Source organism: Sinorhizobium sp. Y406 (genome assembly GCF_058732025.1).
Genome location: NZ_CM178974.1, coordinates 1,982,664 through 2,008,759 on the forward strand (window position 1 = coordinate 1,982,664; position 26,096 = coordinate 2,008,759).

Consider the following 26,096-nt stretch of genomic DNA (forward strand, 5'->3'; position numbering starts at 1 on the left):
GCGCACCAATGGCCCCTCTCCTCTCGCTCGACAAGGTCAGCAAGACCTATTTCAACGGCGATCTCGCCGTCGAGGTCCTGCACGACATCTCGCTCGACATCGAAGCCGGCGAGTTCGTCGCCATCATGGGCCAGTCGGGCTCCGGCAAATCGACCTTGATGAACATCCTCGGCTGCCTCGACCAGCCGACCTCCGGCGACTACCTGATCGATGCCGAAAACGTCGCCGGATTCGATGGCGACGAACTCGCGGCACTGCGCCGCCGCACCTTCGGCTTCGTGTTCCAGGCCTATAACCTCATCCCGACTGCGACCGCCCGGGAAAATGTCGAAGTGCCCGCGATCTATGCCGGCGTTCCCGCGGGCGACCGGCACGAGCGCGCCGAGGCGCTGCTCAATTCGCTCAAGCTCGGCGACCGGCTCGACCATCGGCCGAGCCAGCTTTCCGGCGGCCAGCAGCAGCGCGTCTCGATTGCCCGCGCGCTGATGAATGGCGGCCGCGTCATCCTTGCCGACGAGCCGACCGGCGCGCTCGACAGCCAGAGCGGCCAAGAGGTGATGGCGCTCCTGCGCGAGATGAACGCGAACGGCCATACCGTCATCGTCATCACCCACGCGCGCGAAGTTGCCGAGCAGGCCGACAGGCTGATCGAGATTCGGGACGGCCGGATCATAGCCGACAGGACCAGGACGCGGCGCGCGGATCCGGACGCCGCCAGCGGCCTTGCGCAACGCACCCGTGAAGGCTTTGCCGCCATCGCCGACGTGTCGGAGGCGATCCGGATGGCGATGCGGGCGCTGCGCGCCAATCTCTTCCGCACCATCCTGACGCTGCTCGGCATCGTCATCGGCGTCGGTTCCGTCGTCGCCATGCTGGCGATTGGTACCGGCGCACAGGATTCGGTGCTGAGCCGCATCTCCTCAATGGGTTCCGATCTGCTTCTGGTGCGCCCAAGCATGGCGAATTTTCGCGGCAGCGCCGGCGGCAGCAACGTCACGCTCGTGCCGGCCGATGCGGACGCGATCCGGGACCTCCCCAACGTCGCCTTCTCGGTCCCGGAAATGACGAGCACGGTGACGCTCCGGCGCGGCAATGTCGACTACCAGACGACCGCGAACGGCACGGTGCCGCAATTCACCGAAGCGAAGTCCTGGGTCGTCGGCCGCGGCGAATTCATCAACCGCAACGACATGGAAACCTATGCGCCGGTCGCGGTGCTCGGCCGGACTGTCGTCACCACACTCTTTACCGACGGCACGGACCCGATCGGCCAGTATGTGCTCGTCAACAAGATCCCCTTCCAGGTGATCGGCATCATGAGCGAGATGGGCGCAAGCGCCGGCGGCACCGATCGGGACGATGTCGTCCTCGTGCCGCTCACCACCGGCAGCATGCGCATCTTCGGCCAGCGCAACATCCGCACCATCACCGTCAAGGTCGAGGATGCGTCCGCCATCGACCTCACTCAGGAGCGGATTCAGGCGCTGCTCAACGACCGGCACAAGCGAGAGGATACCCAGATCACCAACATGTCGTCGGTGCGCGAGGCCTTCACCGAAACGTCCAACACGCTGAAGCTTTTCCTCGGCTCCGTCGCGGCGATTTCGCTCATCGTCGGCGGCATCGGCGTGATGAACATCATGCTCGTCAGCGTCAGCGAACGCACCCGGGAGATCGGCGTGCGCATGGCGACCGGCGCGCGCCGGCGCGACATCCTCGTGCAATTCATCATCGAGGCGCTGGTGGTTTCCGCGATCGGCGGCGCGATCGGCGTCGTCGTCGGCCTTGGAACGGGCTATGCCGCGCGATATTTCGGCATGCCGGTGGCCTTCACCGCCGGCCCGGTGGCGCTTGCCTTCGCCTGCTCCTTCGCGACCGGGCTCATCTTCGGCTACCTGCCCGCCCGCAACGCCTCACGCCTGCAGCCGGCAATGGCGCTCAGCGCCGATTGAAGGCCGCTGTGGAGACATGCGGTGGACGTTGCGCATCCGGCCGTTGCCGCACCTGCGCTACGCGTTCCGGACCTGCGATCAATTCCCAGCGGCGGCCGTCCGCCTGCGACTGGCGGGCGAAGTAACTATAGGGCGTGCGCGACCAATCCCTGATCGAGTTGGTCAGATTGTCGAGCACGAGGTCGCCCTCGCTGGTGCGAACGGTGAGCACCGTGTGGCCCTGTCCTTGATAACGGGCAACCGTCAACAGCAGCGCCGAGGCCGGCCAGCCGCGCGCGAGCAGTTCGTGCTTCTTGAGGATGGCAAAGTCCTCGCAATCCCCATAGCGCGTCGGCAGGCGCCAATCGTCGTCGCGCCCGGAGGTCGAGAGATCGCTGCGCTCCTCGATGCGCGCATTGACGGCCCTGTTGACCTGCTTCAGCTCCGCCGCCCTCGCCTCGCTCAGCGAGACCGCCTTGGCTCCCCCGCCGGTTTTGCACAATCTCGGCTCGCTCGCGCAAAACGGCTTGAAAGCAGGAGGAGCGAAGGCCCTGCCGGCGGTCTTCATGATCGTCCCCGCACCCGCTCCCCCCGGAGCCAAAATCAGCAACAGGAATGCGGTCGGCGCGATGAAGCGTTTCATGAGGTCTTCTCCAGACGGGCAGGAATATCCCCAGCCCGGCGTGGAGATATAAATGGAAACGGTTAATTCGCCGTTGATTAACGCCGAATTTGGCAATGATGTGGCAATTTCCCACGAGTCATCACGTCATCCACTCAAATTTTTCTAAGTACATCCGCGAATTACGATTTCATCTTACGTCATGGTTGCAGAAACGTAATGAAAGTGTTTCTAATCGATATTTAGGATTTTCCCCGTACTCCACGGCACCTCTCGTGGTGAATATATAAAGCTTGGCGTCGCAATCGAAATACCTTTCTCGGCCTAACTCTGCCGATCCCTTGAAGGCGCGCTACGGAAATTCTTGCCCCTGAGGAGAACTTGCTCTCCCCTGCGCTTTTCGATCTCGCCAACGACAGCAAACCACAAGGCTGCGATCGCAGGATCGGCACGCTGGCCGCCGGGCCGGAGATTCGAAGGCGTGCACCGCAGCCGGTCGCGTGCTTTCTCGCTCCATTGGAATCCATCAACTCATCCTGGCGGCGAGCATGGCTGCGGCGTTCACTGCGATCCCATAGCCCTCGGGTCCCAGTCCGCAGATCACCGCCGTTGCAGCAAATGAAATGTATGAATGATGGCGGAAGGCCTCCCGCCGGTGAACATTGGTGACGTGCAATTCGATCACCGGTCCGGAGAAGCTCTTCAGCGCGTCGTGGATGACGATTGACGTGTGGGTCAGACCGCCGGCGTTGATGACAATGGCGTCGGCTTCTCGGCGCGCTTCATGGATCCAATCGACGAGCTGGCCTTCATGGTTCGACTGCCGAAAGATGATGCCATGCTTTCGCGCGGCTTCGGTGCGGCCGCAACTGGCCTCGATGTCGGCCAGAGTCGTGTGGCCGTAGATGTGCGGTTCGCGCTCGCCGAGAAGATTGAGATTGGGACCGTTGAGGACGTAGATGGGCTTGGCAATCATGACAGATCTCTCATGCAAGGGCGAAAGTCTTGGCGGAACCATCTGAGAGCAGCTCGTAACGTTCGCGCAGGTCAATGCGAGTGCCCGTCGCAGCTGCTTCAGTGATGGCGAGGGTAGCAATCAGCGTGCGGGCACCGTCCTCGACGCTCTGTATCGTCGGAACATCTCCACGGATCACATCGCGGAAATGGTCGAGCTGCGCGGCGTAGGGGTCAATCGTGGTGGTGAAGAGCCGCTGCGACATGACCGGCTTGTTCCAGCTGCGCGCGGTTTCGTCCTGGCTCCAGTGGACGAGGGTCGGAAACTCCAGCGATCCATGGCTGCCCATGAACCGGTAAGGGCTCTCGCCGCTGAAGGGAAACTCAACAGATTCGCCCGTGCCCTGCTCGACGCTCCAAGGCGTCACCGCACTGTCGCTGGCGATCATGGTGCCGATCGCACCGTTCTCGAACTCGATGAGCGCCGCCGCCGTGTCCTCGACCGGGAATCCCCTTTGACGATTGGATGAGACCGCGTTGACGGCTTTGATCTCGCCCGCGGCGAAGCGCAGGAAGTCCACTTCGTGTATCAGATTGATGAGGATGGGTCCGCCGCCTGGCTGTGTCCGCCACGGACCCGCCTCGAAATAGTCGTTCGGTTTGTAGGTCGCCCAGATGGCCGAGACGCCGACCAGCGATCCAATGCTTCCCTCGGCCAGCAGCGCCCGCAGCCTCTGGACTTGGTCGTGGTGGCGGCGGTGGTGGCCGACGAGCGTCTTGACCCCGCTCAGCCGCGTCTCGACAATCAGCCGGCTGGCAGCCGCGATGGTGTCGGTCACCGGTTTTTCGATCAGGATGTGAATGCCGCGGCGGGCGCATTCAATGCCGGCCTCCGCGTGCAATTGATTGGGCGACGCGATGATGACGGCGTTTGGATGTATTTCGTCCAGCATCTCGCGATAGTCGGCGTAGACTCGCTCCCCGGGATGCTGGGCGGTGACCGCGTCGCGGTTGACGTCGGCGATGGCGGCGAGCGAATAGTCTGGATGCTCAGCTATCTTCTTGAGGTGCTTTCGGCCGATGAGGCCGGCGCCAATGAGGCCGATTGAAATGTTCGTCATGGTCTCCATCGCTCCTTGCATGGCGTGGTCGGCGCTACCTTTGGGATGTTGCAGCGGCCTTATTCGAGGCAAATTGAGGCTTGCGGCTCGGACATCAGTCCTCGGTCGCCGCAATGGCCCGGGGCGCTATCCGTCGTATCCAAACATCCGTGGAAGCCAGAGGACGATGCCCGGAAACAGAATGAGCAGAAGCAACGCGCAGATCAGGACTGCGGCGAACAGCCAGATCTCCCGGATAATCTCGGCCAGCGGAATGCGCGTTACCGCATTGATCACGAAAAGCAGTATGCCGTAGGGCGGAGTGATCAGCCCGATCATACAGTTGACGACAGCGACCACGCCGAAATGCACCAGGTCGATGCCAAGTTCGCGGCATGCGGGGATGAACAGCGGAATGATGACCAGGATGATTGTCGTGGCATCAAGAATGCAACCAAGCAGCAACAGCAACAGGTTGACGGAAAGCAGGAAGACCAGCGGCGGGACGTCGATTCCGACAAGCGACTGCGCGACGAGGTTGGGGATGTTCTCGGACGCGACGACGTAATTGAGCACCAGCGCCGTACCGATGACGATGCCGACGGCCGCGGAGGACCGGGCGCTCTCAATCAGGACTCGCCCGAATGCGGACAGCGACAGCGACCGATAGAAGATAGTCGCGAGAATGAGCGCGTAAAAGGCGGCGACAGCCGCGGCCTCCGTAGGAGTCGTGACGCCGCCGTAGATGCCGTAGAGCAGGATCGCCGGCATGAGCAGCGCCGGGCCGGCGTCGCGCGTCAATTTCGGCAGTTCGCTAAGCGGGATCGACTTTTCGACGCCGAAGCCGCGCCTATGGGAGATCCAGGCGTTTATCCCCATCAGTACGGCTCCCATCAGCAGCCCCGGCATGATGCCACCGAGGAACAGGAAGCCGATCGAGCTGTTCGATACCAGCGCGTAGAGCACCATCGGGATGGAGGGCGGGATGATCGGCCCAATGGTTGCGGAGGCAGCGGTTATGGCAGCAGCGTAGCCGCGCGTGTACTGACCAGAACGGATCATCATATCGATGATGATCTTGCCAATGCCGGCCGCGTCGGCGACCGCCGAACCGGACATGCCGGAGAAAACCAGAGACGCCAGCACGTTGACGTGGCCCAGGCCGCCCCGGAAGCGGCCGACGAGGCCGACGCAAAAGCGTAGCAGCCTGTCGGAGACAGAGCCGGCATTCATGATGTTGGCGGCCACGATAAACAGCGGCACGGTCAGCAGGATGAAGCTCTGATAAAGCCCGTCGAGCATGATCTTGCCTGCGATGCCAATGCTCATCCCGTTCGCCGCCAGGTAGACGAAGGAGGCCAGGAGGATGGCATAGGCGATAGGCGCGCCGATTGCCGCGATCACGCCCATGGCGCCGAGTGAGAGGACAAAAGCGTAACTCATGCGTCGACGCGCTCCACTTCGGGTTGCAGAGGCTCGTCGATCGGGTGGCGGACGGCATGCCAGACGCCTACGGCGTATCGACCCGCGACGACCACGAGGAACAGCAGATAGATCGCGTAGATGTCGCGCATCCGGATCCAGTCGCCGAACAGTACCGAGAGGGTCGCGGTCTTCTTCAATCTGAGAACGGCCAGCCGATCCCAGGTGGGCTGGATCGACAGCAACAGCCCGCCCGCGATGATCGCCGCCGACACGATGAAGAACGTCCTGCGCAAGGCGGGCGAGACCGCGTAAAACAGGATGTCGAACGAGACGTGGTCCTGGTTGCGGACAATGAAAGCGTTGCCCCAGAAAACCAGCCAGACCCAGAGCGCGAGGCAGAATTCCAAGGTCCAGCCGAAGTTCGACGGCTGCAGGAATGGAACGGCATCGGCGAGCCACTCGACGCGTGCGGTGTAGCGGATCGCCACCTGCACGATAAATGTCGCGAACATCGCCGCCATCATGGCGCCGGCGACCGTCTCTGCGAATATGCGGAATGCTCCGATGCTTCGATCCACGGGCGAACCTCCCTCGTGCCACGTCGTGCGCGGTTCTCAAGCCGGGTGCGGCCCGGCGGCTGAACGTGCCGCCGGTCGCCGGCCGGAAACGGGTCAGTTGCCGAGTGCGTTGATCTTGTCGAGCACGCCTTCCGGCCACGCCTTGGCGAACTCGGAACCAACATATTGCGCCTGGACATGCTCGCGGAACGCCTTCAGGTCCGGCTCGTAGATTTCGAGGCCCTTGCCCTTGAGGAAGGCGACGAGTTCCTCCTCCTTCTTGAGCTGCGCCTGTCGCCCGGACTCCGCGGCGTCTACGGCCGCCTTCTGCACGGTCGCCTGCTGCTCTTGTGTCAAGCCGTCCCAGACCTGCTTGGAGATGGCGATGTAGTTGAGGTCGACCAAATGCGAGGTCAGGCTGATCTGCTTGGTCACCTCGTAGAACTTGGAGTCGACCACGGTCGGCAGCGGATTATCCTGACCGTCGACCGAGCCGGTCTGCAGCGCGGTGTAGACCTCCGAGAAAGCGATCGGCGTCGGGTTGGCACCCAGCGCCTTGCCGAGGAACAGCCAGGCGTCGGTACCCGGCATGCGCAGGTTCACACCGGCGAGGTCGGCCGGGGTCATCACGTTGCGCTCCGAACGGGGAAAGCGGAGATTTACGTGGCGGCGGCCGAGATACATGACTGCCAGCAATTTGACGCCGAGTTCGTCCTCGACCTTCTGCTTGAACGGGTCCATCAGCGCATCGTCGAAGACCTTCACCTGATGCTCGGCGCTCTGGTGGACGTAGCCGGTGGCGAAGATCGAGAATTCGGGAAAGAACGTCGCAAGCTCCTGCGCGGAGCAGACGGTCATTTCCAGATCGCCCGACGCGATCGCCTCGAGTTCCGAACCCTGCGCGACGAGCGACGAATTGTAATGCGGCTGAAACTCGGCGAACTCCGCGACAGCCGGGCCGAATACCGTCGCCATCGCTATGGAGCGCTGATCGGTCTCGGTGCCGGAGGTCGACAGGCGAAGCGTGATCTTGCCCTCTGCCCACGAGGCGACAGGCATCATGATGGTTGCCGCCAGCGTGAGGGCGGCGGAGCCGGCGAGCAGCGTGCGACGGCCGAATTTGGTCATCTGAGTTCCTCCCACAAATTGTTCGTTAGCGTTCATTATCTTCCTCCCTGGAATTCCTGAAGCGGGGCAGTTCGCGTCGGCACGCACCCTCGAGCCTGCTGGGGAACCCGCTGCCCGCGGACCGAGGTCCACCAGACCACGAGCGACACCGCTCCGACACCGGCGCGCCTGGCAAAAACGACCAGCGCTCATGCTTCGCGGTGGCGTTGCGAGATCCCGCCGGGGACCGCTGTGCCCCCACCTGTCGAAACTGAGCGCAATCACACGAACCGCCGGATCATCCTCCTCCACCGAACCAGCGGCATCGGGTCGACAAAATGTTCATTTCGGTTCACAATACTTCCAACGACGAAGCCGAGTCAACTCCCGCGGAGAGATGACGGCAACGGCCCATTTTATCGTTATATATCATTAGATTGACGTCGAAACGTGCGATAGTTGGACCACGTTCATGCTATCTTTTCGCCGACGAAAAATGACCGATACGGTTCATCACGGGTGCCCGGCTGGCGTGCTATAGGATCACGCAGGTTGAACGAAGGTGGTTTGTCGCGATAAACACGGGGACGCAGAGTCCAAGGTCGAGGGAATGAACGAGCAGTCGCCAGGCAGAACGGGTCGTGGCCGCAGATACGCGCGGTCCCTTCCGAGCAACGATCCAGACCGTACCCGGGCGGACATTCTGAATGCGGCCGAGGCCGAGTTCGCGCGCCACGGCTTCGGCGGCGCGAGGCTCGACAGCATTGCGGCCAAGACCAAGCGCAGCAAGCGCATGATCTATTATTACTTCTCCTCCAAGGCGAAGCTGTATCTGGCCGTGCTCGAGAACGGCTACCGGCGTATGCGCACCGCCGAGATCGCGATCAATCTCGAGGAGGACGATCCCCGACAATCGCTGAAGAACCTCGTCGGCTTCTCCTTCGACTTCCATTTCACGCATCCCACCTACGTCAAGCTGCTGATGACGGAGAACCTCAACGACGCCCGCTTCCTGGCGACCTCGTCCGCAGTTCTGGAACTTCATCAGCCAGTCATCCTTCGAATCGAGCGGCTGCTCAGAAAGGGCTATGAGATGGGTCTCTTCCGGCGCGCGATCTCGCCGGTCGAGGTTCACATGACAATCTCCGCACTATGCTTCTTCAACGTCTCGAATCGCGCGACTTTTTCGGCGGCATTCAACGTGGACATGCAATCGGCCGCATTCCAGAGAGCGCGCAAGCAGGAGATACTGCTGACCATCTTGGGTCGCCTCGACACCGACATGACCGGATTCAGTTCCGAATACGAACGCTGACGCAATGGGCCAATGCGCCCGAGTTCAACTGGCGGAGCGGCACCGCCCGCCCGTTGCCACATCTCACTTGATGTCGGGCCCGAGCGACAATGCCCACATCAAACTGCATTTTCCGAGATGACTATGTCGAAGGGCAGCGCCTCGGGACGCGATAGCTCGCCGCCCGTGGTCCGGACCGCCGTGACCACTTCCTCTACCAGTTGTTGAGCGAAGGCCCGCACCGGGGTCGCGATCACCATTGACACCGTACCCGACAGCAGCGCCTGCCGCGAGACAGGCGTGATCTCATTGACGACGAGCGAGACCGCCTTTTCACGGCCGCGCGCCGCCAGAGCTTCGAGCGCGCCCTCGAAGCCGCCACTCGCGACATAGACACCGACCAGATCGTTGTGGCTGTCGAGAAGCTGCGAGGTCGCCAGGCGCACCGCGTCTGGAGACTCGGCAACCGCCGCCGTATCGACGATCTCGAACTGGGGACCTCGTTCGCGCATGTAGGAGCGGAAGCCAAGCTCGCGCATTTCCTGGGCGGCGAAGTGGTGGACGCCCGTTACCAGGGCGACCCGACCCGCGCGCCTGGCGGTGTGGGCAATGCCCCATGCGGCGGCGCGCCCAGCCTGGCGATTGTCGACTCCGACATAGGCGTGGCGGAAATCGACGGCGAAATCCGACAGGATGGAGAAGGTGAACACCTTGCGCTGGCGCAGGCCGAGAATCGCGTCGCGCAGGTCCGGACTGTCCGGCGCCATCATTGCAATCGCGTCGCAATGTGCGCCCATCTCGCGGGCAAGCCGAACCGCCTCGGCGGGCGAATTGTCGGCTTGATAATGGAATGCGAGTTCCACTTCGGCCGACAAATGGCGAGCTGCTGCCGCACGCAGCTCGGCCTCGATCCGCTGGTAGAAGGGATGGTGTCGCCGCCGGATCGCAACGCCGAGCCGCATGCGCTCGCGGGGCACCGGCGCGCGAGCGCGAAGGATCGGCAGCCCGTGATAGCCGAGCGTCCGCGCCGCGTCATAGACCAGTTGCGCCCGCTTGCCGCTGACCGGTGCTCGCCCGTTCAGCACCCTGTCGACTGTGGCGAGACTGACGCCGGCCGCGCGTGCGACGTCGGTGAGTGTGACGCGTTGCGTTCCGGCTTCTCGCTGCATGACAGTTTCTTTCATAGAAAGACGTATTTGAGAGGAAATATCATCCCGCGTTGAGAGCGACAATCTTTCGTTCGATGATCGTGCAATCGATCGCGCGAGGAGAAGACGATGTCGGACGGAAAGCAACGCGACTACAGCCTCGTCGGGCCGAGTTCGCGAGAAGCGGTCGCGGCTGGCCTGGCCACCGCCGAATGGTACCACACCGATATTCCGCGCAAGGCGATGAAATCGCTGATGCAACGCCGCGATGGCCCTGCGATCAGAGACACGCTGCTGTGGGTGGCGCTGCTGGTGGCAAGCGCAGCCGGCGGCATCTGGTTCAGCGGTTCGTGGATCGCGCTGCCTTTCTTCGCGCTCTACGGCGTGTTCTACGGCTCTGCTTCGGATTCTCGCTGGCACGAATGCGGCCACGGCACTGCCTTCCGCACGTTCTGGATGAACGACCTGGTGTACCAGGTCGCCAGTTTCATGATCATGCGCGAGCCGGAGGTAACCCGCTGGAGCCACGCCCGGCACCACACGGACACGCTGATCGTCGGCCGCGATCCGGAAATCGCTGTCAAGCGTCCGCCCAATCTGCCACTGATCCTGGTGAGCTTCTTTGCCGTTGGCGGGGTCTGGAACACCACGATCTCGGTGATCCGCCACAGCCTTGGGCGACTCACGCAGGACGAGATCGAATTCATCCCCGAAAGCATGAGGCCAGCCGTGTTCAGGACGGCGCGCGTCTGGCTGGCGATCCATGCCGGGACCGCCGCATTGTCGCTGGCGCTGGGAAGCTGGTTTCCGGTCCTGCTGATCGGCGCGCTGCCAACCATCTACGGCGCCTGGTTGGCGAGACTGTTCGATCTCACCCAGCACGCGGGTCTTGCCGAGGATGTGCTCGACCATCGTCTGAACTCACGCACGGTACTGATGAACCCGCTGTTCCGCTTCGTCTACTGGAACATGAATTACCACGTCGAGCACCACATGTTCCCCATGGTGCCCTACTACGCACTGCCGCAGCTTCACGAGTTGATGAAGCACGATGTGCCGACACCGTGTCCAAGTCTTTGGGCTGCCTACCGGGAAATCGTGCCGGCGGTATTGCGGCAGGTGCGCGACCCCAACCACCACATCAAGCGCGAATTGCCGGCCACCGCCAAATCGTATCGCCACGAGCTTCACAATCTCGTGGTGATGCCGCAGCCCGCCCAGTAACCACAACAGCTTCGGAGTTTAGCGCCATGTCTGAACATGACTGGATTGACGTCTGCGGCGTGGATGACATCGACGAAGAAGACGTCATCCGCTTCGACCATGGAGGCAAGACATACGCCATCTATCGTGACCCGGACGGCGCCTTCTTCGCCACGGACGGCCTGTGCACGCACGAACAAGTGTCGCTCGCAGATGGGCTGGTGATGGACCACGTGATCGAATGCCCCAAGCACAACGGTCGGTTCGACTACCGCAGCGGCAAGGCCCTGAGTGGTCCGGTCTGCGTGAACCTCGGCGTCTATCCTGTCGCGCTCGATGGCGGCAGGGTCAAGATCGCGGTCGCCTGAGATGACCGCGCGCGGCATGGTGATCGTCGGCGCCGGCGAGGCTGGATGCGCAGCCGCGCTCGGCCTGCGAGCCCGCGGCTATGAGGGGACCGTGACCCTCGTCGGCGACGAAGTGCACGAGCCCTATGAGAGGCCGCCGCTTTCCAAGCCGGGGGCTGACGGTCGTGAAATCGAGGCGAAACCGATCATCACCCGCGCCTTGCTCGACTCGGCCGGTATCTCGTTCGTTTCGGGCCGGCAGGCGGTGTCGATCGACAGGGCGGCGCGATCGGTGGCTTTCCGGGATGGGAGCACGCTGGACTATGACGTGCTGTTGCTGGCGACCGGCGCAAGCCCCCGCCGCCCAAACGCATGGCCACGAAGCGAGCGCATCATGACCCTACGCACGCTGGATGACGCCCGCCGATTTCACCGCACCGTGCGTTCGGGGTTGCGGCTCGTTATGATCGGCGCTGGCTTCATCGGCCTCGAACTGGCGGCGGTCGCGCGACAATCCGGCGCGCCGGTCGTCGTTGTAGAGGCGCAGGATCGCATCCTGAAACGGGCCGTGCCGACGGCGATTGCGGACATCATCGCCGGTCGGCACGCCGAGGCAGGCGTGCGCATCGTGACCGGCGCGCGCATCGATGCCGTCGAGGCCGAGCCATCAATGGTTACGATCCGGCTCGCGACCGGGGAGACGGTGCAGGCCGATCTCGTGATTATCGGCGTCGGCGCGTCGCCTGACGATGCGCTTGCGCGCGCCTGCGGTCTGGCGTGCGACGACGGCATCGTGGTCGACGCCCGCCTGGCTACGAGTGACCCCCACATCTTCGCGGCAGGCGACTGCTGCCGCTTTCCGCTTCAATTGCTCGGGGGCCGGCACACGCGACTGGAAAGCTGGCGCAACGCCCGGCAACAGGGCGAGCATGCGGCTTCATCGATGCTTGGAGACAACGCGCCGTTCAATGCCGCGCCATGGTTCTGGACGGACCAATACGAGCTCGGGCTTCAGGTGACGGGGTTGGCAGATCCTGCCGCCGAATCGATCGAGCGCAGACTAGGCGAGTCCGGCATTGCCCTATTCCAGCTCGCAGTGGACGGCCGGTTGATCGCTGCCTCGGCGGTCGGTCCGGGCACGAGCGTCGCCAAGGACATCAAGATCGCCGAGCAAATGATCCTGGGCGGCTGTCGCCCCGATCCTGTGCTGCTCGCCGACAGCAGTGTCAGCCTCAGATCGCTCATGCGGTCCGCACAGCCCGCGGAGGGGAAATCATGATCAGCAGAAAGATGACGGTGGCCGACCTGCGGGCACTGAAAGGCAAACGCCAACTCGTCATGTTGCGCGTCGAGACTGCCGAGGACGCCGCCGCCGCCGAGCAGGCCGGCATCGACATGATTTCGGTGCCTCCGAGCCTGCTCACACATCCGGATTTCCGAGACGCGGCGCCCTCGCTATTGCGTGGCCAGCCTGAGCTATGGCATATACGCGACGGCGAAGGAGTATCTGCGTGCTGCCTTCGAAGCGCGCCGCGCCGGAGCCGATGCGGTCTACTGTGCTGCCAGCTTGCGCATCGTCAGACGTCTTGCCGAGGAACGCATTCCGGTCTGCGGCCATGTCGGGATGATCCCCTCCCAGATCACCTGGACGGGCGGCTTCAAGGCAGTCGGTAAGACCGTCGAGAGTGCGATGGAAATCTGGCGCAACGTTACGGAGCTCGAAATGGCCGGCGCGGTGATGGCCGAAATCGAAGTGGTTCCGGAGTCTGTTGCCGCCGAAATCTGCAGCCGAACCTCGCTCATATTGATGTCGATGGGAGCTGGAGCCGGGTGCGATGGCCAGTACATGTTTGCAGTCGACATCTTAGGATCGCACAAGGGCCACTATCCGCGCCACTCGAAGACCTACCGCAATTTCGCTGCCGAGTACGACCGGCTCCAGTCGGAGCGCATAGGTGCGTTTCGAGACTTCGCCGATGACGTGGCTCGCGGAACATATCCAGCCTCCGGGCACGTCGTTCCGTTGGATGGCGAGATCCTGGCGGAATTTGTCAGGAAACTCAGCGAGTCAAATGGCAACAGTCGGTAATACCGCTTATGCCGGTCTGCTCCGACTGTCGCCGTCCCGCAACCTTTCAGCAACTCCTCGCCTCGATAATGCCCGCGCAATCGAGGACCGAATCGGATGGCCAAGGCAAATACCAGGAAGCGCAGGCGCAGCACGAAACGGAAGAGCAGCCGGGACGGCATGGCGCCGTGGTACCTTGCCGCGCTCGCTCTCATCGGCGGCATCGTCGCGCACGAGCATTGGGAAAAATTCAGTCGACTGCCGGGCGGGCGGGAGGTGGTGGCTCTGCTCTCCGAACCCGAAACGAAGCCGAAGCCGAAGCCCCCGACGCCTCGCATCGTCCGGCCGCAGGAGCATACCGGCTCGATCGCTCCGAAGCCCAAAGTGGCCGTGCCGCCGCCGATGGAAAGGCCCGTGGAACAGGCGGCGCCATTGCCGACCGGCCGCTCTGCCGACAGCACCACCTTCTATTTCTGCGGCATTCGTCACGACAATTGCGTGATCGATGGCGATTCCTTCCTCTTCAATGGCGAAAGAATCCTGATCGCCGATATTGACGCGCCGGAAACGAAGCTTGCGAAATGCGACGAGGAGCGCTCGCGCGGCGCGCACGCCAAGGCCCGGCTCAGAGAATTGCTGAACGCCGGCCAGTTCACGGTGGTCGATGCGCCGGCGGGTTTTGTCGACGGGGAAGCCGGCAAGCGACGGCTGGTGACGAGAAACGGAAGGTCGATTGGGGGCATTCTGCTTGCCGAGGGTCTGGTACGCAAACGGACCGCTCGGCCGGCCGCCTGGTGCGGCCCCACGACGGCCCGCGTTTCGGGTTGACGAGACACGTCAGTGCGCGTGATCGGAGAGAACCTCTGCGATGAGGCACCGAGATCGCTCGATTTCGAGCCGATCATTGCCCATCATGCCGGCAGCGACAATCATCGCCTTCCAGAGAGTCCAGGCGCGCCCGCGCGTCCAGGTCCCTTCGTCGAGGGGAAGCGCTGCGCGAAAAACCTCGCGGCTCTCGCCCTTGAACATCGTCCAGGCGATCGATAGGTCGCAGGCGGGGTCCCCGACGCCCGATGTGCCGAAGTCGATGACGGCGCTCAAGCGGCCGCCCTCCACCAGGAGATTGCCGGAGGCGACGTCGCCGTGGAACCAGACCGGGGAGCCGCTCCATTCGCTGGAAAGCGCCTCCTCCCACAGATCCCGCGCCGCGGCCGTATCGATCGTGCCGTCGAGCGCATCGAGCGCCCGGCGGGTCTGCTCGTCATAGACCGCCAGCGGCCCGCCGCGAAAGAAGTTGTGCGCACCCGGCGGCGGACCGCCATCCGCATCGATCGCCTGCAATTTTATGAGGAATGCGGCAAGCGCTGCGGCAAAGGCGGTGACATCGTCGATGACGGCATGGGTGGCGATCTCGCCTTCGCGCCATCGATAGACAGACCAGGGCCAGGGGTAGCCCTCGCCCGGACGTCCCAAGGCCAGTGGCGCGGGGATAGGCAGCGGCAGATGCGGCGCCAGAAGCGGCAGCCAGCGCTGCTCCTTCTCCACCTGCTGCACGTAGTGCGCAGCGCTCGGCAGTCGCACCGTCATGTGATCGCCGAGACGGAACGTCCGATTGTCCCAGCCGCCGAAGGCGACGGGCCTTACCGGCAGATCGGTCCATTGCGGGAACTGCTCCGCAACCAGGCGCCGGACCAGCGGCACATCGATCACGATCTCTTCGGCAGGGGATGACATGGCGAGACAACCTGTCGCTGAAAACCAACGCAGATCTTGCACGTCAAGCGTCAATCCCGCAACTGCACGGCCTCGCGCCTCACCTGCCCAGATCCTCTATGATCTCGTCAATCTCGCCGAGGTAATTTTCCGGTTTGAGATCGAGCGCCATATCGGAAATCCCGGCACGTTTTAGCGCTTCGGATAGGGTTTGCGAGAAGGCCGTGCCCTCGATCGCCGTGCGTTGTGCGGCTTCGTAGAGCAGATGATGCGCCTTGTGTCGGCCGATGCGCGGCGAAAGCTGCATCATCGCCGATTCCGACAGGATGAGCCCCTGCGTGAGTTCGAGATTGCGCCGCATGTTCTCGGCATTGACATGGAGGCCAGATAGGACGCGCTCAGCGGCCTCTGCAATCGATGCCGCCAGGATAGCGATTTCGCCGACGACGATGTCGGAGATGTTCGTGGCGGAGGAATCGCCCTCGTCCATACGGACCATGCCGGCCAGGATCATCGGCAGCCGGGCTTCCAGCATGCGGCAGAGGCTGACAAGAACCAGGGCAGTCGAGGGATTGCGCTTCTGTGCCATGGTCGAACTCCCGACCTTGCCCATATGGAAGGCTTCCTCGATCTCGCCAATTTCCGACCTTTGCATAAACACGATGTCCTGCGCGATCTTGTGAATCGAGCCGGCAAGCACCGCAAGCGCGGACAGATAGTCGGCGACTCGGTCGAATGAAGATCGAAGCGGCAACCGCGCCGGTCTGAGGCCAAGGAACCGGGCAACCTCGTCCTCCACCGCGCGCCCCCTTCCGCCCATCGCGGCGAATGTTCCGATGGCGCCTCCGAAATAGGTCAGGAACGATTCTCCTCCGCGCTCTGCCAGTCTTTGACGACTGCGGCGGATTTCCTCGTGCCATCCGGCAACCTTGAAGCCGAATGTCATCGGCAGGGCGTGCTGGCCGTGCGTCCGTCCGGCCTGCAAGGTGCGGCTGTGTTGGAAGGCCAGGCTTTTCAGCCGTCCTTCCGTCCTTTCGAGCACGGAGATCAGATGCTGATGAGTCTTCTTGAGCTGCAGGGCAATCGCCGTGTCGAAAATGTTCTGGGTGGTCGCGCCCCAGTGGATGAAGCCGGCAGCCGGTTCTCCACACCGTTCCTCGAGCTGCTTGAGGACCGGCACGAAAGGATGCTGGGCGAAGGCGATTTCCTTGCTGAGGCGCTCGAAGTCGAACGCGTTGGCGTTGCAGCACGTCGCTATCCTGTCGGCGGCCTCGGAGGGGATGAGGCCGAGCTTCGCCTGGGCAACGGCCAAAGCGGCCTCGACCTCCAGCCACGCCTGCAGCGTTGCCTCGTCCGACCAGATGTCGACCGCCACCTTGCTGAACCAATGCCGGGTGATGAACGAACTGAACATGCCGATGGTCATTCCGGACTCCTCTTCGAACGCTGACGACGCAAGGATAAGCGGTGGCGCCGGAGATAGGCTGCCGACGCCACTCGGGGGAGCTCACTCGGCGGCGATCTTCGCGCTGTCGATAATGCCCTTGTAGGTCCCGGCCTGTGTCGTGATGAAGATCTTGAACGCGCCGGCGGAAAGCGGCGAAGCCGCGAAGCCGGCGTCGGCATAGCGCTTCGCAACATCGGGGCTGGCAAGCGCTTCGGAGATCGCCTTGTCGAGGGCCGCAACGAAGTCGTCCGGCGAGCCGGCCTTGGCGAAGACGCCTTGCCAGAGCGGGAAGGTCAGGGCGTCGAAGCCCGGCAATTCGGCAAGGGTGGGAACGTCCGGCAACTGTCCGGCACGTTCCTGGCCCGACAGGGCGAGGACGCGAATCTTGCCTTCCTTGGCGAGCGGCAAGGCCGTCGAAAGGGTCAGCACGGCCGAGTCCAGCACGCCCGCCAGCAAGTCGTTCGTTACCTGAGCGCCACCGCGATAGGGCGCGTGCAGGAACTTGACGCCGGCACGCTGGGAGATGAGTTCGCCGAGCAGATGCTGCGCCGAACCGATGCCCGGCGAGCCGTAACTGACCGTTTCAGGCGCCGCCTGTGCGGCCGCCGCCAGCGCCGCGAGGTCCTGATGGGGCGACTGTGCCGGAACGACGACCGCCATCGACGTGGTCGTCGTGCGTGCGGCCGGCACGGTGTCGGTTTCCCAGTTGACCATTACCTTTGCATTGGTCATCGGCACTGCCACCGTGTCGAAGCCGCCGTAGTAGATCGTGTTCGTGTCCGCGGCGCTGTTGATGAGTCTTTGCAGCGCGATCATGCCGCTCGCGCCCGTGGCGTTCTCGACGACGACGGTGCGTCCAAGGCGGGTGGCGATTTCCGGGGCGATAATCCGCGCGGCGAGATCGGCGCTGCCCCCGGCCGAGTAGCCGACGAGCAGCGTGATTGGGGCCGTCGATTGCGCTTGCGCCGCAGGCGAAGCAAGCAGAGCCGAAAGCGCCAGCGCTGCGAATGTTTTCCAAATTGAACGAGACATCGATCATTCCTCCTCTACCGGTTGATACAATATGTATCTTCGTAAGAAGTATCATCCTTACTCACAACTGCATTAATTTCACTCATTCTCCGCATCAATACAAAACTTCCCACTTTTCAATAATACATTCTTGATGATACAAATTGTATTGTGTTACGGAGGTGACGATGAGCAAAATTGAAAAGCTGCAGGACTATCTGAAATCGGTCGCTACCAATGCGCAGCCGGGGGATCGCTTGCCGACTGTGCGAAGTCTGATGCGCGACTTCAAGCTGTCCCAGCCGGGGGTCCAGAGCGCGCTCAAGGCCTTGAAGGACGAGGGCCTGATCGACGCTCAGATCGGGCGGGGGACCTTCTTTACCGGCGGCATGGCCTTGCAGCCGGCGCCGGGTGGTCGGGTCGCGCCCAAACAGGGACGCAGCGTCATTCTGCTGCGGCGCCCAACCGCCACGCAGCGTGCCCGTCTCGTCATGGATCGGCTTCAGGCAATGGTGACGGCGGGTGGCGACCTGACTCTGGAAGTCGGGTATTCGGATGCCAGTCATGCGCGTCATGTGCTGCAGTCACTGCCGCGCTTCAATGCCTGCATAATCCAGAATTCATTCGAACAGATGCCGGTCGAGATGCTCGCGGCGCTCCGCCGGAAGACGGACAACATCATCGTCGACGGCGCGTGGCTGGTCGGAACCGACATCGATGCGATAGGCTTCGAATGGGGCCGTCCCGTGGAGCACGCAATACGCCTGCTGTTGTCGAGGGGTCACGACGAAATCCATTTCCTGACGACGGCTCGCCCCTTCCTCGCCAACCAACTCGGCCTACATCGCTATCACCATCTCCGCGAAGAGGCGGAAACGGCTGCTTTCCTGCGCGAGCCGACCCTGATCCCGGCCTTGCCATCCAAGGAATTCGAGCTCGCCACCCTGGAGCGCATCGCGGCGATCGTGCGCGGTCCGAGCCGCGGCCGGAAAGCCGTCCTGCTCTGGGGTGTCGAGAGCGGTCAGCGCCTGCGCGCCGGCCTCTTTGCCCGCGATATCAAGGTTCCGGAAGACATTTCCGTCGTCCTGCTGGGGCGCAGCGATATCGAGGCAGAGCGCGACGGCTTTTTCCATCTCATCGGCTACAGCGCGCTCGATCAGGCGGAAGCGCTCTATGCCCGCATGAAGAGCCGCTGGGAAAATCCGCATGCGCCCTATGGGTTGACCTTCACGCAGATGCATGAGGTCGAAGGGCCGTCGCTCTCGACGGCCACACCATGAACACTGACGAACCCGCCTGAATGCCGGGTTCCGAACTCGACAAGGGAGGAAAAGATGGTTTTGAAGATTAGGTCGGAAAAGGACTTCGGCAGCGGCCTGCTTTATCTCCTGCTCGGCGGCGCGGGCCTTGCCATTGCATGGGATTATGGCCTCGGCACCGCTGGCAGGATGGGACCCGGTTACTTCCCCATCTTGATCTCCGCTCTCCTCCTCCTTTTCGGCGTCGCGACCCTGGTGCGGAGCATCCTCGTCGAGGGACCGGCGATCGACGCGATGAATTGGAAAGGGCTCGCCCTTGTCACTTTATCTGTCTGCCTGTTCGGCGCGCTCCTGTTGGGCGCCGGCCTGCCGTCGGCACTTACCGTGCTGATCCTGGTTTCGGCCATGGCCAGTGAGAAATTCGCGATTAGTCCCAAGGCGATCGCCGCAATGATCGGCCTCGTCCTCTTCTGCTCACTCGTGTTCGTGAAGGGGCTCGGCGTGCCGATGCCGCTGCTCGGCTGGTGGTTCTCCGGCATCATTGCTTTTTGAGGGCGACACAATGGACATGTTCTCCAATCTCTGGCTCGGCCTCACCGTCGCCTCCTCGATCACCAACCTCGGCTATTGCCTGCTCGGCGTCTTCCTCGGCACGGCCATAGGGGTGCTGCCGGGCCTTGGTCCAGTCGCGACCATCGCCATGCTCCTGCCGCTGACATTCGGTCTGCCGTCCGAAACTGCATTGATCATGCTGGCCGGCATTTATTACGGCGCTCAGTACGGCGGCTCAACCACAGCAATCCTCGTCAATCTGCCGGGGGAGCCGTCATCGGTGGTCACTGCGCTTGATGGTCACCAACTTGCCCGCCAAGGACAGGCGGGGCGCGCGCTCTCGACCGCCGCCATAGGCTCCTTCATCGCCGGCACGGTCGCGACCGTTCTGATCGCTCTGTTTGCGCCGGTACTCGCGGAGGTCGCGTTACAATTCGGCCCGGCCGAATATTTCACCCTGATGGTGCTCGGCCTGATCGCCTCGGTCGTCATGGCCTCGGGATCGCTCCTGCATGCGATCGGCATGATCTTGGTCGGCCTCTTGCTCGGGATGGTCGGCACCGACGTTAATTCCGCCCTGCCGCGCTACACCTTCGACGTCCCGATGCTGGCCGATGGCATCAATTTCGTCGTGCTCGCCATGGGCATTTTCGGACTCGGCGAAATAGCGGCGAACCTCGAAAACGAGGCGGAGCGCACGCTCCTGACCCGCAAGGTCACGAACCTGATGCCCACACGCGACGACTGGAAACGCATTCTCGGTCCGATCGCGCGAGGCACCGCGCTCGGCTCGGTGCTCGGTATTCTGCCGGGCGGCGGGGCGGCGCTCGCCGCCTTCGGCTCCTATTCGCTCGAGAAGCGCCTGTCGCAGGAGCCTCAACGCTTCGGCAGGGGCGCGATAGAGGGCGTGGCTGGACCGGAATCGGCCAACAATGCCGGGGCGCAGACCTCCTTCATCCCGATGCTCACGCTGGGCCTGCCGTCCAATTCGGTAATGGCACTGATGATCGGCGCCATGCTGATCCAGGGCATCCAGCCCGGCCCGTCAGTGATGATGGAGCAGCCTACGCTGTTCTGGGGTCTGATCGCCTCAATGTGGATCGGCAATCTGATGCTGCTCGTTCTGAACCTGCCGATGATCGGTCTGTGGGTGCGAATGATCGCGATCCCTTATCACTTCCTCTTTCCGTCGATCATCGCGCTCTGCGCCATTGGCGTCTTCAGTGTCAACAACAGCCTCTTCGACGTCTATGCCATGGCCCTGTTCGGCGTGGTGGGATACTTATTCCGCAAGCTTGACGCCGAACCGGCTCCCATGCTGCTCGCCTTCATCCTGGGGCCAATGATGGAGGAATTCCTGCGCCGGACGTTGCTGTTCTCGAAGGGGGATCCCAGCGTCTTTCTGACGCGGCCCCTGAGCGCTGTCCTGCTCGCAATCGCGGCAATACTGCTCCTGTTGGTGGTTCTGCCGGTCGTTCGCAGGAAGAGAGAGGAAGCGTTTCAGGAGGAGTAGAGCTTGCCAGCCCAACGCGTTTCATGATCGTGGACGGTCAGCGGTTCGCCGGGCGACGAGGCAGCCTGTCGCTGTAAACCAGTACCGATCTCGCCTGGCCGCCGTCAATCCCGCAACTCTACGGCCTCCACGTCCTCTGTTTCCTTCTGCGTGATCAAGCGGGCGCTGTGCTGGCCGCTTAGAAAGGTCCACAGCCAGCTCCAGGCGACCGCGAAACGGCTGCGGGTGCCGATCAGGAAATAAATGTGGGCGATGCCCCAGATCCACCAGGCGAGCGCACCCTTGAGCTTGATGCGGCCGAAATCGATGATGGCGGCGCGCCTGCCGATGGTGGCGAGGCTTCCCTGGTGGCGATAGCGGAACGGACCCGGCGCCGACCTTCCTTCGAGCCTGGCCCGGATCGTTTTGGCGACGAAAGCGCCCTGCTGCTTGGCGGCGGGCGCGATGCCCGGCACCGGCTTGCCGTCGGCCCGACTGATCGACGCGGTATCACCGATGACGAAGACCTCCGGATAGTCCGGCGCCGTCAGGTCCTTCCCGACCAGCGCGCGACCGGCGCGGTCGGCCGGAATGCCGAGCCAGTGCGCGGCGGGCGAAGCCTGAACGCCGGCCGCCCAGACGAGCGTGCAGCTCGGCACGAAGCGATCGCCGATCATCACGCCGGCAGCGCTGCAATCGGTCACCGGCGTTCCGGTCAGCACCTCGACGCCGAGCTCTTTCAATTCGCGCCCGGCATAGCCGGAAAGCGCTTCACTGAATGCGGGAAGAATGCGCGATCCCGCTTCTACGAGCACGATCCGCGCCCGACGCGTATCGATCCGGCGAAACTCGGGCGGCAAGATCCTGTGGGCCATTTCGGCGATGATGCCCGCAAGCTCGACCCCGGTCGGCCCGGCGCCGATAATGGTGAAGGTCAGCAGCACATCGCGCCTCTCCGGATCCTGCTCGAGTTCCGCCCGCTCGAAGGCCAGGAGAATGCGGCGGCGAATGGTGGTCGCATCCTCGAGCGTCTTCAGCCCGGGCGCCACCGCTGCCCACTCGTCATGACCGAAATAGGCGTGGGTCGCGCCGGTCGCCAGGACCAGCGTGTCATAGGTAATCGCCTGTCCGCTTTCGAGCGAGACGGTCCGGGCAACGGGATCGACCCCGATCACTTCGCCGAGAAGCGTCGTCACCTCAGGGCGGTCCCGGTAGAGGCGGCGGATCGGCCAGGCGATTTCGGAGGTCGCCAGCACCGTCGTCGCGACCTGGTAGAGCAGCGGCTGGAACAGATGATGGTTGCGCCGGTCGATCAGGGTGATCCGAACCGCCGCGCCCTTAAGATCATTGACCAGCTGCAACCCGCCAAAGCCGCCACCGACGACGACGACATGATGTCCTTCCGACATGGCTCCTGCCTCGCTTTCCGGGTCAGCCTGCCTGCTCGAAGGCGAGGACGCAAGCTCCAGTTCGGCAAGAGTTCCATGCCGGAGAAGCAAAGCTCATCTATCATTCTGCGTAGTCGACCGGCACGGCCGTGCCGCTTTTCAGCACTTCCATAGAAATCGAGGCGGAGACGTCGAAGAGCTCCACCTTCCGGACGATCTGTTTGTAGACGACGTCGTAATGCTCGACGCGCGGCAGCACGACCTTGACGATATAGTCATAATTGCCGGTCAGCCGATGCACTTCGACGATCTCGGGTATGTCGCTGATCACCCGCCGGAATTTTTCGATCCACTCATCCGAATGGTGCGCGGTCTTGATAAGCGCGAAAAGCGTCGTCGGTACACCCATCTTTTCCCGATCGAGCACCACGATCCGCCGCGCGACATAACCCGCTTCCTCCAGCCGCTGGATGCGGCGTGAACAGGCGGAAAGCGAAAGGTTCACGCGATCGGCAAGATCGCCCATGGCAACGCTCGCATCCTCCTGCAGAAGCATGAGCAGCTTTCGGTCCCTGTCGTCCAGCACGCTCACCACTCCTCACGAACAAAAATAACGCGCTGATTGTTTGCACAAAATATTCACATGGCGCAACTCACTTGCGCGAGTTGACCGGGTTACGCCCCTAAACGCAAACACATTCCGGCAGCGCCGCGCCATAATCCGTTCGTCAAACCGGGTTGCAGTGGCAACGCTCACTCCGACATTCGGTTCCGACGCTGCAATCGAAAACCAGGGGACGAGAGATGGCAAGGCGGAAAATCGGGGAATTGCGCAAGATCGGCCTGATCGGCGGCATGAGCTTTGAAAGCTCGGCAATCTACTATCGAATGGTCAACGAGGCCGTTCGCGCCCGGCTCGGCGCGCTGCACTCTGCCGAAGTCCTTCTCCACTCCGTCGATTTCCAGCGGATCGTCGACCTGCAGAAGGCCGGCCGCTGGGATGAGGCCGCCCGGCGCCTCTCCGAAGTCGCGCGAGGGCTGGAGGCGGCCGGCGCCGAGTGCGTGCTGATCTGCACCAACACCATGCATCTGATCGCGGACGCCGTTCAGGCGGCAGTCGGCGTGCCGCTCATAAACATCATCGACGAGACCGCGCTTCGGTTGAAGGCCGCCGGATGCCGAAAACCGCTGCTGCTTGCCACGCGCTATACGATGGAACACGGCTTCTATGCCGAGCGCATGCGCGCGCACGGCATTGATGTGATGGTACCGGACGCCGAGGGACGCACGCTCACCCACAATGTCATATTCGACGAGCTCTGCGCCGGTCACGTGCTGGACGCCTCGCGGGAGGCGCTTAGCGCATTGATCGAACAGGCGAAGTCGGCCGGCGCCGACGCCGTGATCCTCGGCTGCACCGAAATCTGCCTGATCCTCGACCCCGCCCGCCTGCCCCTGCCGGGCTTCGATTCCACTGCGATCCATGCCGAGGCCGCCGTCGAATTTGCCCTTGGCGCGGAGAGGATGCACGCCGCAGCCTGATATGAGACCGCCTTCAAGCGCCGTCTGGGGGCGCGAAGAAGCAGTTCATGTGATCTTCCGTCGGGTGCAGGCAGATGTGATAATCGCCGTCTCCTGACGGAATCTCATCCCCATAGGGGATCAGGAACATATGCTCCCTCGTCACCCTATAGTGGTCTCCGGGGCCGAGGATGACCGAAAACCCATGCTTTCCCTTCCGGACAGTGCCGCCCGGAATGCGCTGGCAGTCGCCGCCCTGATTACTCCCCTTGCAACAGGCCGGCGGGTACGCCCAGCCGCGTTCCGTATAATGCCCATGACCACCGGCAGGGAAGGTGCCGATGGCGGCGGCGACAAGCAAGGCGGACCTGCGTACCATTGGACGACTCCGATCAAGGGAGCGACCATCATTCGATACAGCGATTTTACGCCATCTGCTATTTTACGCCATCACGCCCGGACCGCTATTCACGCCACGTCGAACTCCGCACGCGCCCGGCGGATCGCTGCGTGATTTTCCACCGACCAGTCGACGAATAGTCTCAGCACCTTGAGGAACGAGCGGCCCAGATCGGTCAGGCCGTATTCGACGCTCGGCGGCTGCGTCGGGTAGACGGTGCGGCTCAAATAGCCGTCGCGCTGCAGATCGCGCAGCGTCTGCGTCAGCATGCGCTGCGATATGTCCGGGATGAGCCGCCGAAGTTCGGAAAAGCGCAAGGGACCATCGGCCAGCGTCAGGATCATCAGCGAATTCCATTTGCCGCCTATGTGATCCATCACGTCACGCACCGGGCAATTGTCCATGTCCATCGGCACCCCGCCGACGAGGATTGCCCGCCTGCCCTCAACCTTCTCCGTGGCCTCGTTCATGACGGTTCCCTTTCCGTAACCACAGCAGAAAAAACTGCCTCCTTTACAGCTCTTACCAGATTACGGGATAAGAGCAACTCTCAAAAAGAGACCAGCATTCGTCATGAGCCCATGGACGCGGCTGGAGAGAAACGGAAAGGTAGACCATGGCTGAAACATTGCTCGTGACCGGTGCTGCAGGTCAGTTCGGCAAGCTCGTCCTCAATGCGCTTCTTGCCTCCGGCAAGACGGATCCCGCCCACATCATCGCCACCAGCCGCGACGTGGCCAAGCTCGCCGATTACGCCGCCCAGGGCGTGGAGACGCGCAGCGCCGACTTCGACGATCCCGCCTCGCTCGACACGGCCTTTGCCGGCGCCGACCGCATCCTGATCGTCTCGACCGACGTGCTGGACCAGCCTGGCAAGCGGCTGAAGCAGCACCTCGCCGCCGTCGCAGCCGCGAAGAAGGCGGGCGTCAAGCACATCCTCTATACCTCCATGCCGAACCCGGACCAATCGGTGATCCCCTTTGCCGCCGATCATCTCGGCACCGAAAACGCCATCAAGGCGACCGGCATCCCCCACACGATCCTGCGCAATGCCTGGTATATGGAAAACCTGTTCCTGGCGCTGCCGCATGCACTCGCAAGCGGGCAATGGTTCTCGTCCGCCGGCAACGGCCGCATCTCGCACGTCGCCCGCGCCGATCTCGCCAGGGCCGCGGCCGCCGCACTGGAAGCGGGATCAAGCGAAAGCCGCACCTACACGCTGACCGGCTCTGGGGCCCGCACCACGGAAGAGATCGCCGCTCTCGCCGCCGCGGCGACGGGCAGGAAGCTGGATGTGGTCCAGATTTCCGACGAAGCGCTGGCGGGCGGCCTGAAGGGCGCCTGCCTGCCGGACTTCCTCGTCCCCATTCTGGTCTCCTTCGACGCCAACACCCGCGAGGGCCATTTCGATGTCGTCACCGACGATGTCGCCACCCTCACCGGCAAGGCCCCGCTCGGCCTCTCCGCCTTCCTCGAGGCGAACAAGGCCGCACTGGCGCAATGACCTGACCATGCAACGAGGATGGGCCCGGCCGGATCTACCGGGCCTGTCGCTTA

General features: G+C 63.0%; 25 protein-coding genes and 1 pseudogene. 12 read left to right on the top strand and 14 right to left on the bottom strand.

Annotated features, from left to right (window positions below):
• Nucleotides 1–8 precede the first annotated feature (8 nt).
• Entirely contained in the window at nucleotides 9–1,952 is a 1,944-nt protein-coding gene (locus AC4P1R_RS09525; RefSeq protein WP_492176758.1) for a MacB family efflux pump subunit, read from the top strand.
• Here the strand turns inward: AC4P1R_RS09525 and AC4P1R_RS09530 are convergent.
• The 6 genes from AC4P1R_RS09530 to AC4P1R_RS09555 all read right to left on the bottom strand — a co-directional run bounded on the left by AC4P1R_RS09530 (nucleotide 1,939) and on the right by AC4P1R_RS09555 (nucleotide 7,717).
• The gene (locus AC4P1R_RS09530; protein WP_083265240.1) at nucleotides 1,939–2,574 is read right to left on the bottom strand and encodes a transglutaminase-like cysteine peptidase; all 636 of its coding nucleotides are present in this window, start codon (nucleotides 2,572–2,574) and stop codon (nucleotides 1,939–1,941) included. The genes AC4P1R_RS09525 and AC4P1R_RS09530 overlap by 14 nt on opposite strands.
• Before the next feature lie 505 nt (nucleotides 2,575–3,079).
• Complete coding sequence (gene aroQ / locus AC4P1R_RS09535) at nucleotides 3,080–3,529, bottom strand: type II 3-dehydroquinate dehydratase (RefSeq protein WP_069457307.1); 450 nt, start codon at nucleotides 3,527–3,529, stop codon at nucleotides 3,080–3,082.
• A 10-nt stretch (nucleotides 3,530–3,539) separates the two neighbouring features.
• Nucleotides 3,540–4,628, bottom strand: coding sequence for a Gfo/Idh/MocA family protein (locus AC4P1R_RS09540; RefSeq protein WP_492176760.1), 1,089 nt, complete (start codon nucleotides 4,626–4,628; stop codon nucleotides 3,540–3,542).
• Between the two features lie 126 nt (nucleotides 4,629–4,754).
• Nucleotides 4,755–6,050: a TRAP transporter large permease gene (locus AC4P1R_RS09545; protein ID WP_492176761.1), complete on the bottom strand. Its 1,296-nt coding sequence runs from the start codon at nucleotides 6,048–6,050 to the stop codon at nucleotides 4,755–4,757.
• On the bottom strand, nucleotides 6,047–6,610 hold the full coding sequence (locus AC4P1R_RS09550; RefSeq protein ID WP_492176763.1) for a TRAP transporter small permease: 564 nt from the start codon (nucleotides 6,608–6,610) through the stop codon (nucleotides 6,047–6,049). The genes AC4P1R_RS09545 and AC4P1R_RS09550 overlap by 4 nt, the downstream gene beginning before the upstream one ends.
• 93 nt (nucleotides 6,611–6,703) lie before the next feature.
• Nucleotides 6,704–7,717: a sialic acid TRAP transporter substrate-binding protein SiaP gene (locus tag AC4P1R_RS09555; protein WP_151611444.1), complete on the bottom strand. Its 1,014-nt coding sequence runs from the start codon at nucleotides 7,715–7,717 to the stop codon at nucleotides 6,704–6,706.
• 589 nt (nucleotides 7,718–8,306) lie between these two features.
• On the opposite strand from AC4P1R_RS09555, the gene AC4P1R_RS09560 reads away from it, so the two are divergent.
• The gene (locus tag AC4P1R_RS09560) at nucleotides 8,307–9,011 is read left to right on the top strand and encodes a TetR/AcrR family transcriptional regulator (RefSeq protein WP_069457305.1); all 705 of its coding nucleotides are present in this window, start codon (nucleotides 8,307–8,309) and stop codon (nucleotides 9,009–9,011) included.
• 98 nt (nucleotides 9,012–9,109) lie between these two features.
• Here the strand turns inward: AC4P1R_RS09560 and AC4P1R_RS09565 are convergent, their stop codons facing one another.
• Complete coding sequence (locus tag AC4P1R_RS09565; RefSeq protein WP_069457304.1) at nucleotides 9,110–10,159, bottom strand: LacI family DNA-binding transcriptional regulator; 1,050 nt, start codon at nucleotides 10,157–10,159, stop codon at nucleotides 9,110–9,112.
• Nucleotides 10,160–10,267: 108 nt separating this feature from the next.
• On the opposite strand from AC4P1R_RS09565, the gene AC4P1R_RS09570 reads away from it, so the two are divergent.
• The 5 genes and pseudogenes from AC4P1R_RS09570 to AC4P1R_RS09590 all read left to right on the top strand — a co-directional run bounded on the left by AC4P1R_RS09570 (nucleotide 10,268) and on the right by AC4P1R_RS09590 (nucleotide 14,584).
• Entirely contained in the window at nucleotides 10,268–11,362 is a 1,095-nt protein-coding gene (locus tag AC4P1R_RS09570) for a fatty acid desaturase family protein (protein ID WP_069457303.1), read from the top strand.
• A 26-nt stretch (nucleotides 11,363–11,388) separates the two neighbouring features.
• Entirely contained in the window at nucleotides 11,389–11,709 is a 321-nt protein-coding gene (locus AC4P1R_RS09575) for a MocE family 2Fe-2S type ferredoxin (protein WP_069457302.1), read from the top strand.
• A gap of 1 nt (nucleotide 11,710) precedes the next feature.
• A complete protein-coding gene (locus tag AC4P1R_RS09580) occupies nucleotides 11,711–12,967 on the top strand; it encodes an NAD(P)/FAD-dependent oxidoreductase (protein ID WP_492176765.1) in 1,257 nt (418 codons plus the stop codon).
• A pseudogene (locus AC4P1R_RS09585) lies at nucleotides 12,964–13,777 on the top strand (3-methyl-2-oxobutanoate hydroxymethyltransferase). The gene AC4P1R_RS09580 and the pseudogene AC4P1R_RS09585 overlap by 4 nt, the downstream one beginning before the upstream one ends.
• A 96-nt stretch (nucleotides 13,778–13,873) precedes the next feature.
• Nucleotides 13,874–14,584 carry a thermonuclease family protein gene (locus AC4P1R_RS09590; protein ID WP_492176766.1) on the top strand — a complete coding sequence of 237 codons (711 nt, stop codon included), beginning with the start codon at nucleotides 13,874–13,876 and terminating at the stop codon, nucleotides 14,582–14,584.
• A 9-nt stretch (nucleotides 14,585–14,593) separates the two neighbouring features.
• On the opposite strand, the gene AC4P1R_RS09595 is transcribed toward AC4P1R_RS09590, so the two are convergent.
• From AC4P1R_RS09595 to AC4P1R_RS09605, 3 genes are all read right to left on the bottom strand, one after another.
• Complete coding sequence (locus AC4P1R_RS09595) at nucleotides 14,594–15,490, bottom strand: aminoglycoside phosphotransferase family protein (protein ID WP_492176767.1); 897 nt, start codon at nucleotides 15,488–15,490, stop codon at nucleotides 14,594–14,596.
• Nucleotides 15,491–15,569: 79 nt separating this feature from the next.
• On the bottom strand, nucleotides 15,570–16,895 hold the full coding sequence (locus AC4P1R_RS09600) for a class-II fumarase/aspartase family protein (protein WP_492176769.1): 1,326 nt from the start codon (nucleotides 16,893–16,895) through the stop codon (nucleotides 15,570–15,572).
• Nucleotides 16,896–16,976: 81 nt separating this feature from the next.
• Nucleotides 16,977–17,948 (bottom strand): Bug family tripartite tricarboxylate transporter substrate binding protein, encoded by a 972-nt coding sequence (locus tag AC4P1R_RS09605; protein ID WP_492176770.1) that lies wholly within the window; start codon nucleotides 17,946–17,948, stop codon nucleotides 16,977–16,979.
• A 167-nt stretch (nucleotides 17,949–18,115) separates the two neighbouring features.
• Between AC4P1R_RS09605 and AC4P1R_RS09610 the strand changes: the two genes are divergently transcribed.
• From AC4P1R_RS09610 to AC4P1R_RS09620, 3 genes are read left to right on the top strand one after another with little or no spacing between them, the layout of a single operon-like run.
• Nucleotides 18,116–19,207: a GntR family transcriptional regulator gene (locus tag AC4P1R_RS09610; protein WP_492176771.1), complete on the top strand. Its 1,092-nt coding sequence runs from the start codon at nucleotides 18,116–18,118 to the stop codon at nucleotides 19,205–19,207.
• Between the two features lie 54 nt (nucleotides 19,208–19,261).
• Nucleotides 19,262–19,738 carry a tripartite tricarboxylate transporter TctB family protein gene (locus AC4P1R_RS09615; protein ID WP_492176773.1) on the top strand — a complete coding sequence of 159 codons (477 nt, stop codon included), beginning with the start codon at nucleotides 19,262–19,264 and terminating at the stop codon, nucleotides 19,736–19,738.
• Nucleotides 19,739–19,748: 10 nt separating this feature from the next.
• Nucleotides 19,749–21,251, top strand: coding sequence for a tripartite tricarboxylate transporter permease (locus AC4P1R_RS09620; RefSeq protein WP_492176774.1), 1,503 nt, complete (start codon nucleotides 19,749–19,751; stop codon nucleotides 21,249–21,251).
• A gap of 104 nt (nucleotides 21,252–21,355) precedes the next feature.
• Here the strand turns inward: AC4P1R_RS09620 and AC4P1R_RS09625 are convergent, their stop codons facing one another.
• Together AC4P1R_RS09625 and AC4P1R_RS09630 are read right to left on the bottom strand one after the other, a co-directional pair.
• Nucleotides 21,356–22,639 (bottom strand): NAD(P)/FAD-dependent oxidoreductase, encoded by a 1,284-nt coding sequence (locus AC4P1R_RS09625; RefSeq protein WP_492176775.1) that lies wholly within the window; start codon nucleotides 22,637–22,639, stop codon nucleotides 21,356–21,358.
• A 100-nt stretch (nucleotides 22,640–22,739) separates the two neighbouring features.
• Nucleotides 22,740–23,204, bottom strand: a complete 465-nt coding sequence (locus AC4P1R_RS09630; RefSeq protein ID WP_069457297.1) for an Lrp/AsnC family transcriptional regulator — start codon at nucleotides 23,202–23,204, stop codon at nucleotides 22,740–22,742.
• 218 nt (nucleotides 23,205–23,422) lie between these two features.
• Between AC4P1R_RS09630 and AC4P1R_RS09635 the strand changes: the two genes are divergently transcribed.
• On the top strand, nucleotides 23,423–24,160 hold the full coding sequence (locus tag AC4P1R_RS09635; protein ID WP_492176777.1) for an aspartate/glutamate racemase family protein: 738 nt from the start codon (nucleotides 23,423–23,425) through the stop codon (nucleotides 24,158–24,160).
• Between the two features lie 13 nt (nucleotides 24,161–24,173).
• Here the strand turns inward: AC4P1R_RS09635 and AC4P1R_RS09640 are convergent, their stop codons facing one another.
• Nucleotides 24,174–24,518, bottom strand: coding sequence for a hypothetical protein (locus tag AC4P1R_RS09640; protein ID WP_492176779.1), 345 nt, complete (start codon nucleotides 24,516–24,518; stop codon nucleotides 24,174–24,176).
• 89 nt (nucleotides 24,519–24,607) lie between these two features.
• Nucleotides 24,608–25,009, bottom strand: a complete 402-nt coding sequence (locus tag AC4P1R_RS09645; protein ID WP_492176780.1) for a winged helix-turn-helix transcriptional regulator — start codon at nucleotides 25,007–25,009, stop codon at nucleotides 24,608–24,610.
• A gap of 146 nt (nucleotides 25,010–25,155) precedes the next feature.
• Here AC4P1R_RS09645 and AC4P1R_RS09650 point away from each other — a divergent pair, with 146 nt between their 5' ends.
• Entirely contained in the window at nucleotides 25,156–26,043 is an 888-nt protein-coding gene (locus tag AC4P1R_RS09650; protein WP_492176781.1) for an NmrA family NAD(P)-binding protein, read from the top strand.
• The last annotated feature ends 53 nt before the right edge of the window (nucleotides 26,044–26,096 follow it).

What these genes read in the sequence shown, in the direction of transcription:
- AC4P1R_RS09555 (WP_151611444.1), bottom strand. Translation starts at nt 7,717, where the DNA reads ATGACCAAATTCGGCCGTCGCACGCTGCTCGCCGGCTCCGCCGCCCTC.
- AC4P1R_RS09650 (WP_492176781.1), top strand. Translation starts at nt 25,156, where the DNA reads ATGGCTGAAACATTGCTCGTGACCGGTGCTGCAGGTCAGTTCGGCAAG.
- aroQ (WP_069457307.1), bottom strand. Translation starts at nt 3,529, where the DNA reads ATGATTGCCAAGCCCATCTACGTCCTCAACGGTCCCAATCTCAATCTT.
- AC4P1R_RS09570 (WP_069457303.1), top strand. Translation starts at nt 10,268, where the DNA reads ATGTCGGACGGAAAGCAACGCGACTACAGCCTCGTCGGGCCGAGTTCG.
- AC4P1R_RS09580 (WP_492176765.1), top strand. Translation starts at nt 11,711, where the DNA reads ATGACCGCGCGCGGCATGGTGATCGTCGGCGCCGGCGAGGCTGGATGC.
- AC4P1R_RS09525 (WP_492176758.1), top strand. Translation starts at nt 9, where the DNA reads ATGGCCCCTCTCCTCTCGCTCGACAAGGTCAGCAAGACCTATTTCAAC.
- AC4P1R_RS09540 (WP_492176760.1), bottom strand. Translation starts at nt 4,628, where the DNA reads ATGACGAACATTTCAATCGGCCTCATTGGCGCCGGCCTCATCGGCCGA.
- AC4P1R_RS09635 (WP_492176777.1), top strand. Translation starts at nt 23,423, where the DNA reads ATGGCAAGGCGGAAAATCGGGGAATTGCGCAAGATCGGCCTGATCGGC.
- AC4P1R_RS09560 (WP_069457305.1), top strand. Translation starts at nt 8,307, where the DNA reads ATGAACGAGCAGTCGCCAGGCAGAACGGGTCGTGGCCGCAGATACGCG.
- AC4P1R_RS09575 (WP_069457302.1), top strand. Translation starts at nt 11,389, where the DNA reads ATGTCTGAACATGACTGGATTGACGTCTGCGGCGTGGATGACATCGAC.
- AC4P1R_RS09545 (WP_492176761.1), bottom strand. Translation starts at nt 6,050, where the DNA reads ATGAGTTACGCTTTTGTCCTCTCACTCGGCGCCATGGGCGTGATCGCG.
- AC4P1R_RS09565 (WP_069457304.1), bottom strand. Translation starts at nt 10,159, where the DNA reads ATGCAGCGAGAAGCCGGAACGCAACGCGTCACACTCACCGACGTCGCA.
- AC4P1R_RS09590 (WP_492176766.1), top strand. Translation starts at nt 13,874, where the DNA reads ATGGCCAAGGCAAATACCAGGAAGCGCAGGCGCAGCACGAAACGGAAG.
- AC4P1R_RS09640 (WP_492176779.1), bottom strand. Translation starts at nt 24,518, where the DNA reads ATGGTACGCAGGTCCGCCTTGCTTGTCGCCGCCGCCATCGGCACCTTC.
- AC4P1R_RS09600 (WP_492176769.1), bottom strand. Translation starts at nt 16,895, where the DNA reads ATGACCATCGGCATGTTCAGTTCGTTCATCACCCGGCATTGGTTCAGC.
- AC4P1R_RS09625 (WP_492176775.1), bottom strand. Translation starts at nt 22,639, where the DNA reads ATGTCGGAAGGACATCATGTCGTCGTCGTCGGTGGCGGCTTTGGCGGG.
- AC4P1R_RS09530 (WP_083265240.1), bottom strand. Translation starts at nt 2,574, where the DNA reads ATGAAACGCTTCATCGCGCCGACCGCATTCCTGTTGCTGATTTTGGCT.
- AC4P1R_RS09615 (WP_492176773.1), top strand. Translation starts at nt 19,262, where the DNA reads ATGGTTTTGAAGATTAGGTCGGAAAAGGACTTCGGCAGCGGCCTGCTT.
- AC4P1R_RS09595 (WP_492176767.1), bottom strand. Translation starts at nt 15,490, where the DNA reads ATGTCATCCCCTGCCGAAGAGATCGTGATCGATGTGCCGCTGGTCCGG.
- AC4P1R_RS09620 (WP_492176774.1), top strand. Translation starts at nt 19,749, where the DNA reads ATGGACATGTTCTCCAATCTCTGGCTCGGCCTCACCGTCGCCTCCTCG.
- AC4P1R_RS09605 (WP_492176770.1), bottom strand. Translation starts at nt 17,948, where the DNA reads ATGTCTCGTTCAATTTGGAAAACATTCGCAGCGCTGGCGCTTTCGGCT.
- AC4P1R_RS09610 (WP_492176771.1), top strand. Translation starts at nt 18,116, where the DNA reads ATGAGCAAAATTGAAAAGCTGCAGGACTATCTGAAATCGGTCGCTACC.
- AC4P1R_RS09645 (WP_492176780.1), bottom strand. Translation starts at nt 25,009, where the DNA reads ATGAACGAGGCCACGGAGAAGGTTGAGGGCAGGCGGGCAATCCTCGTC.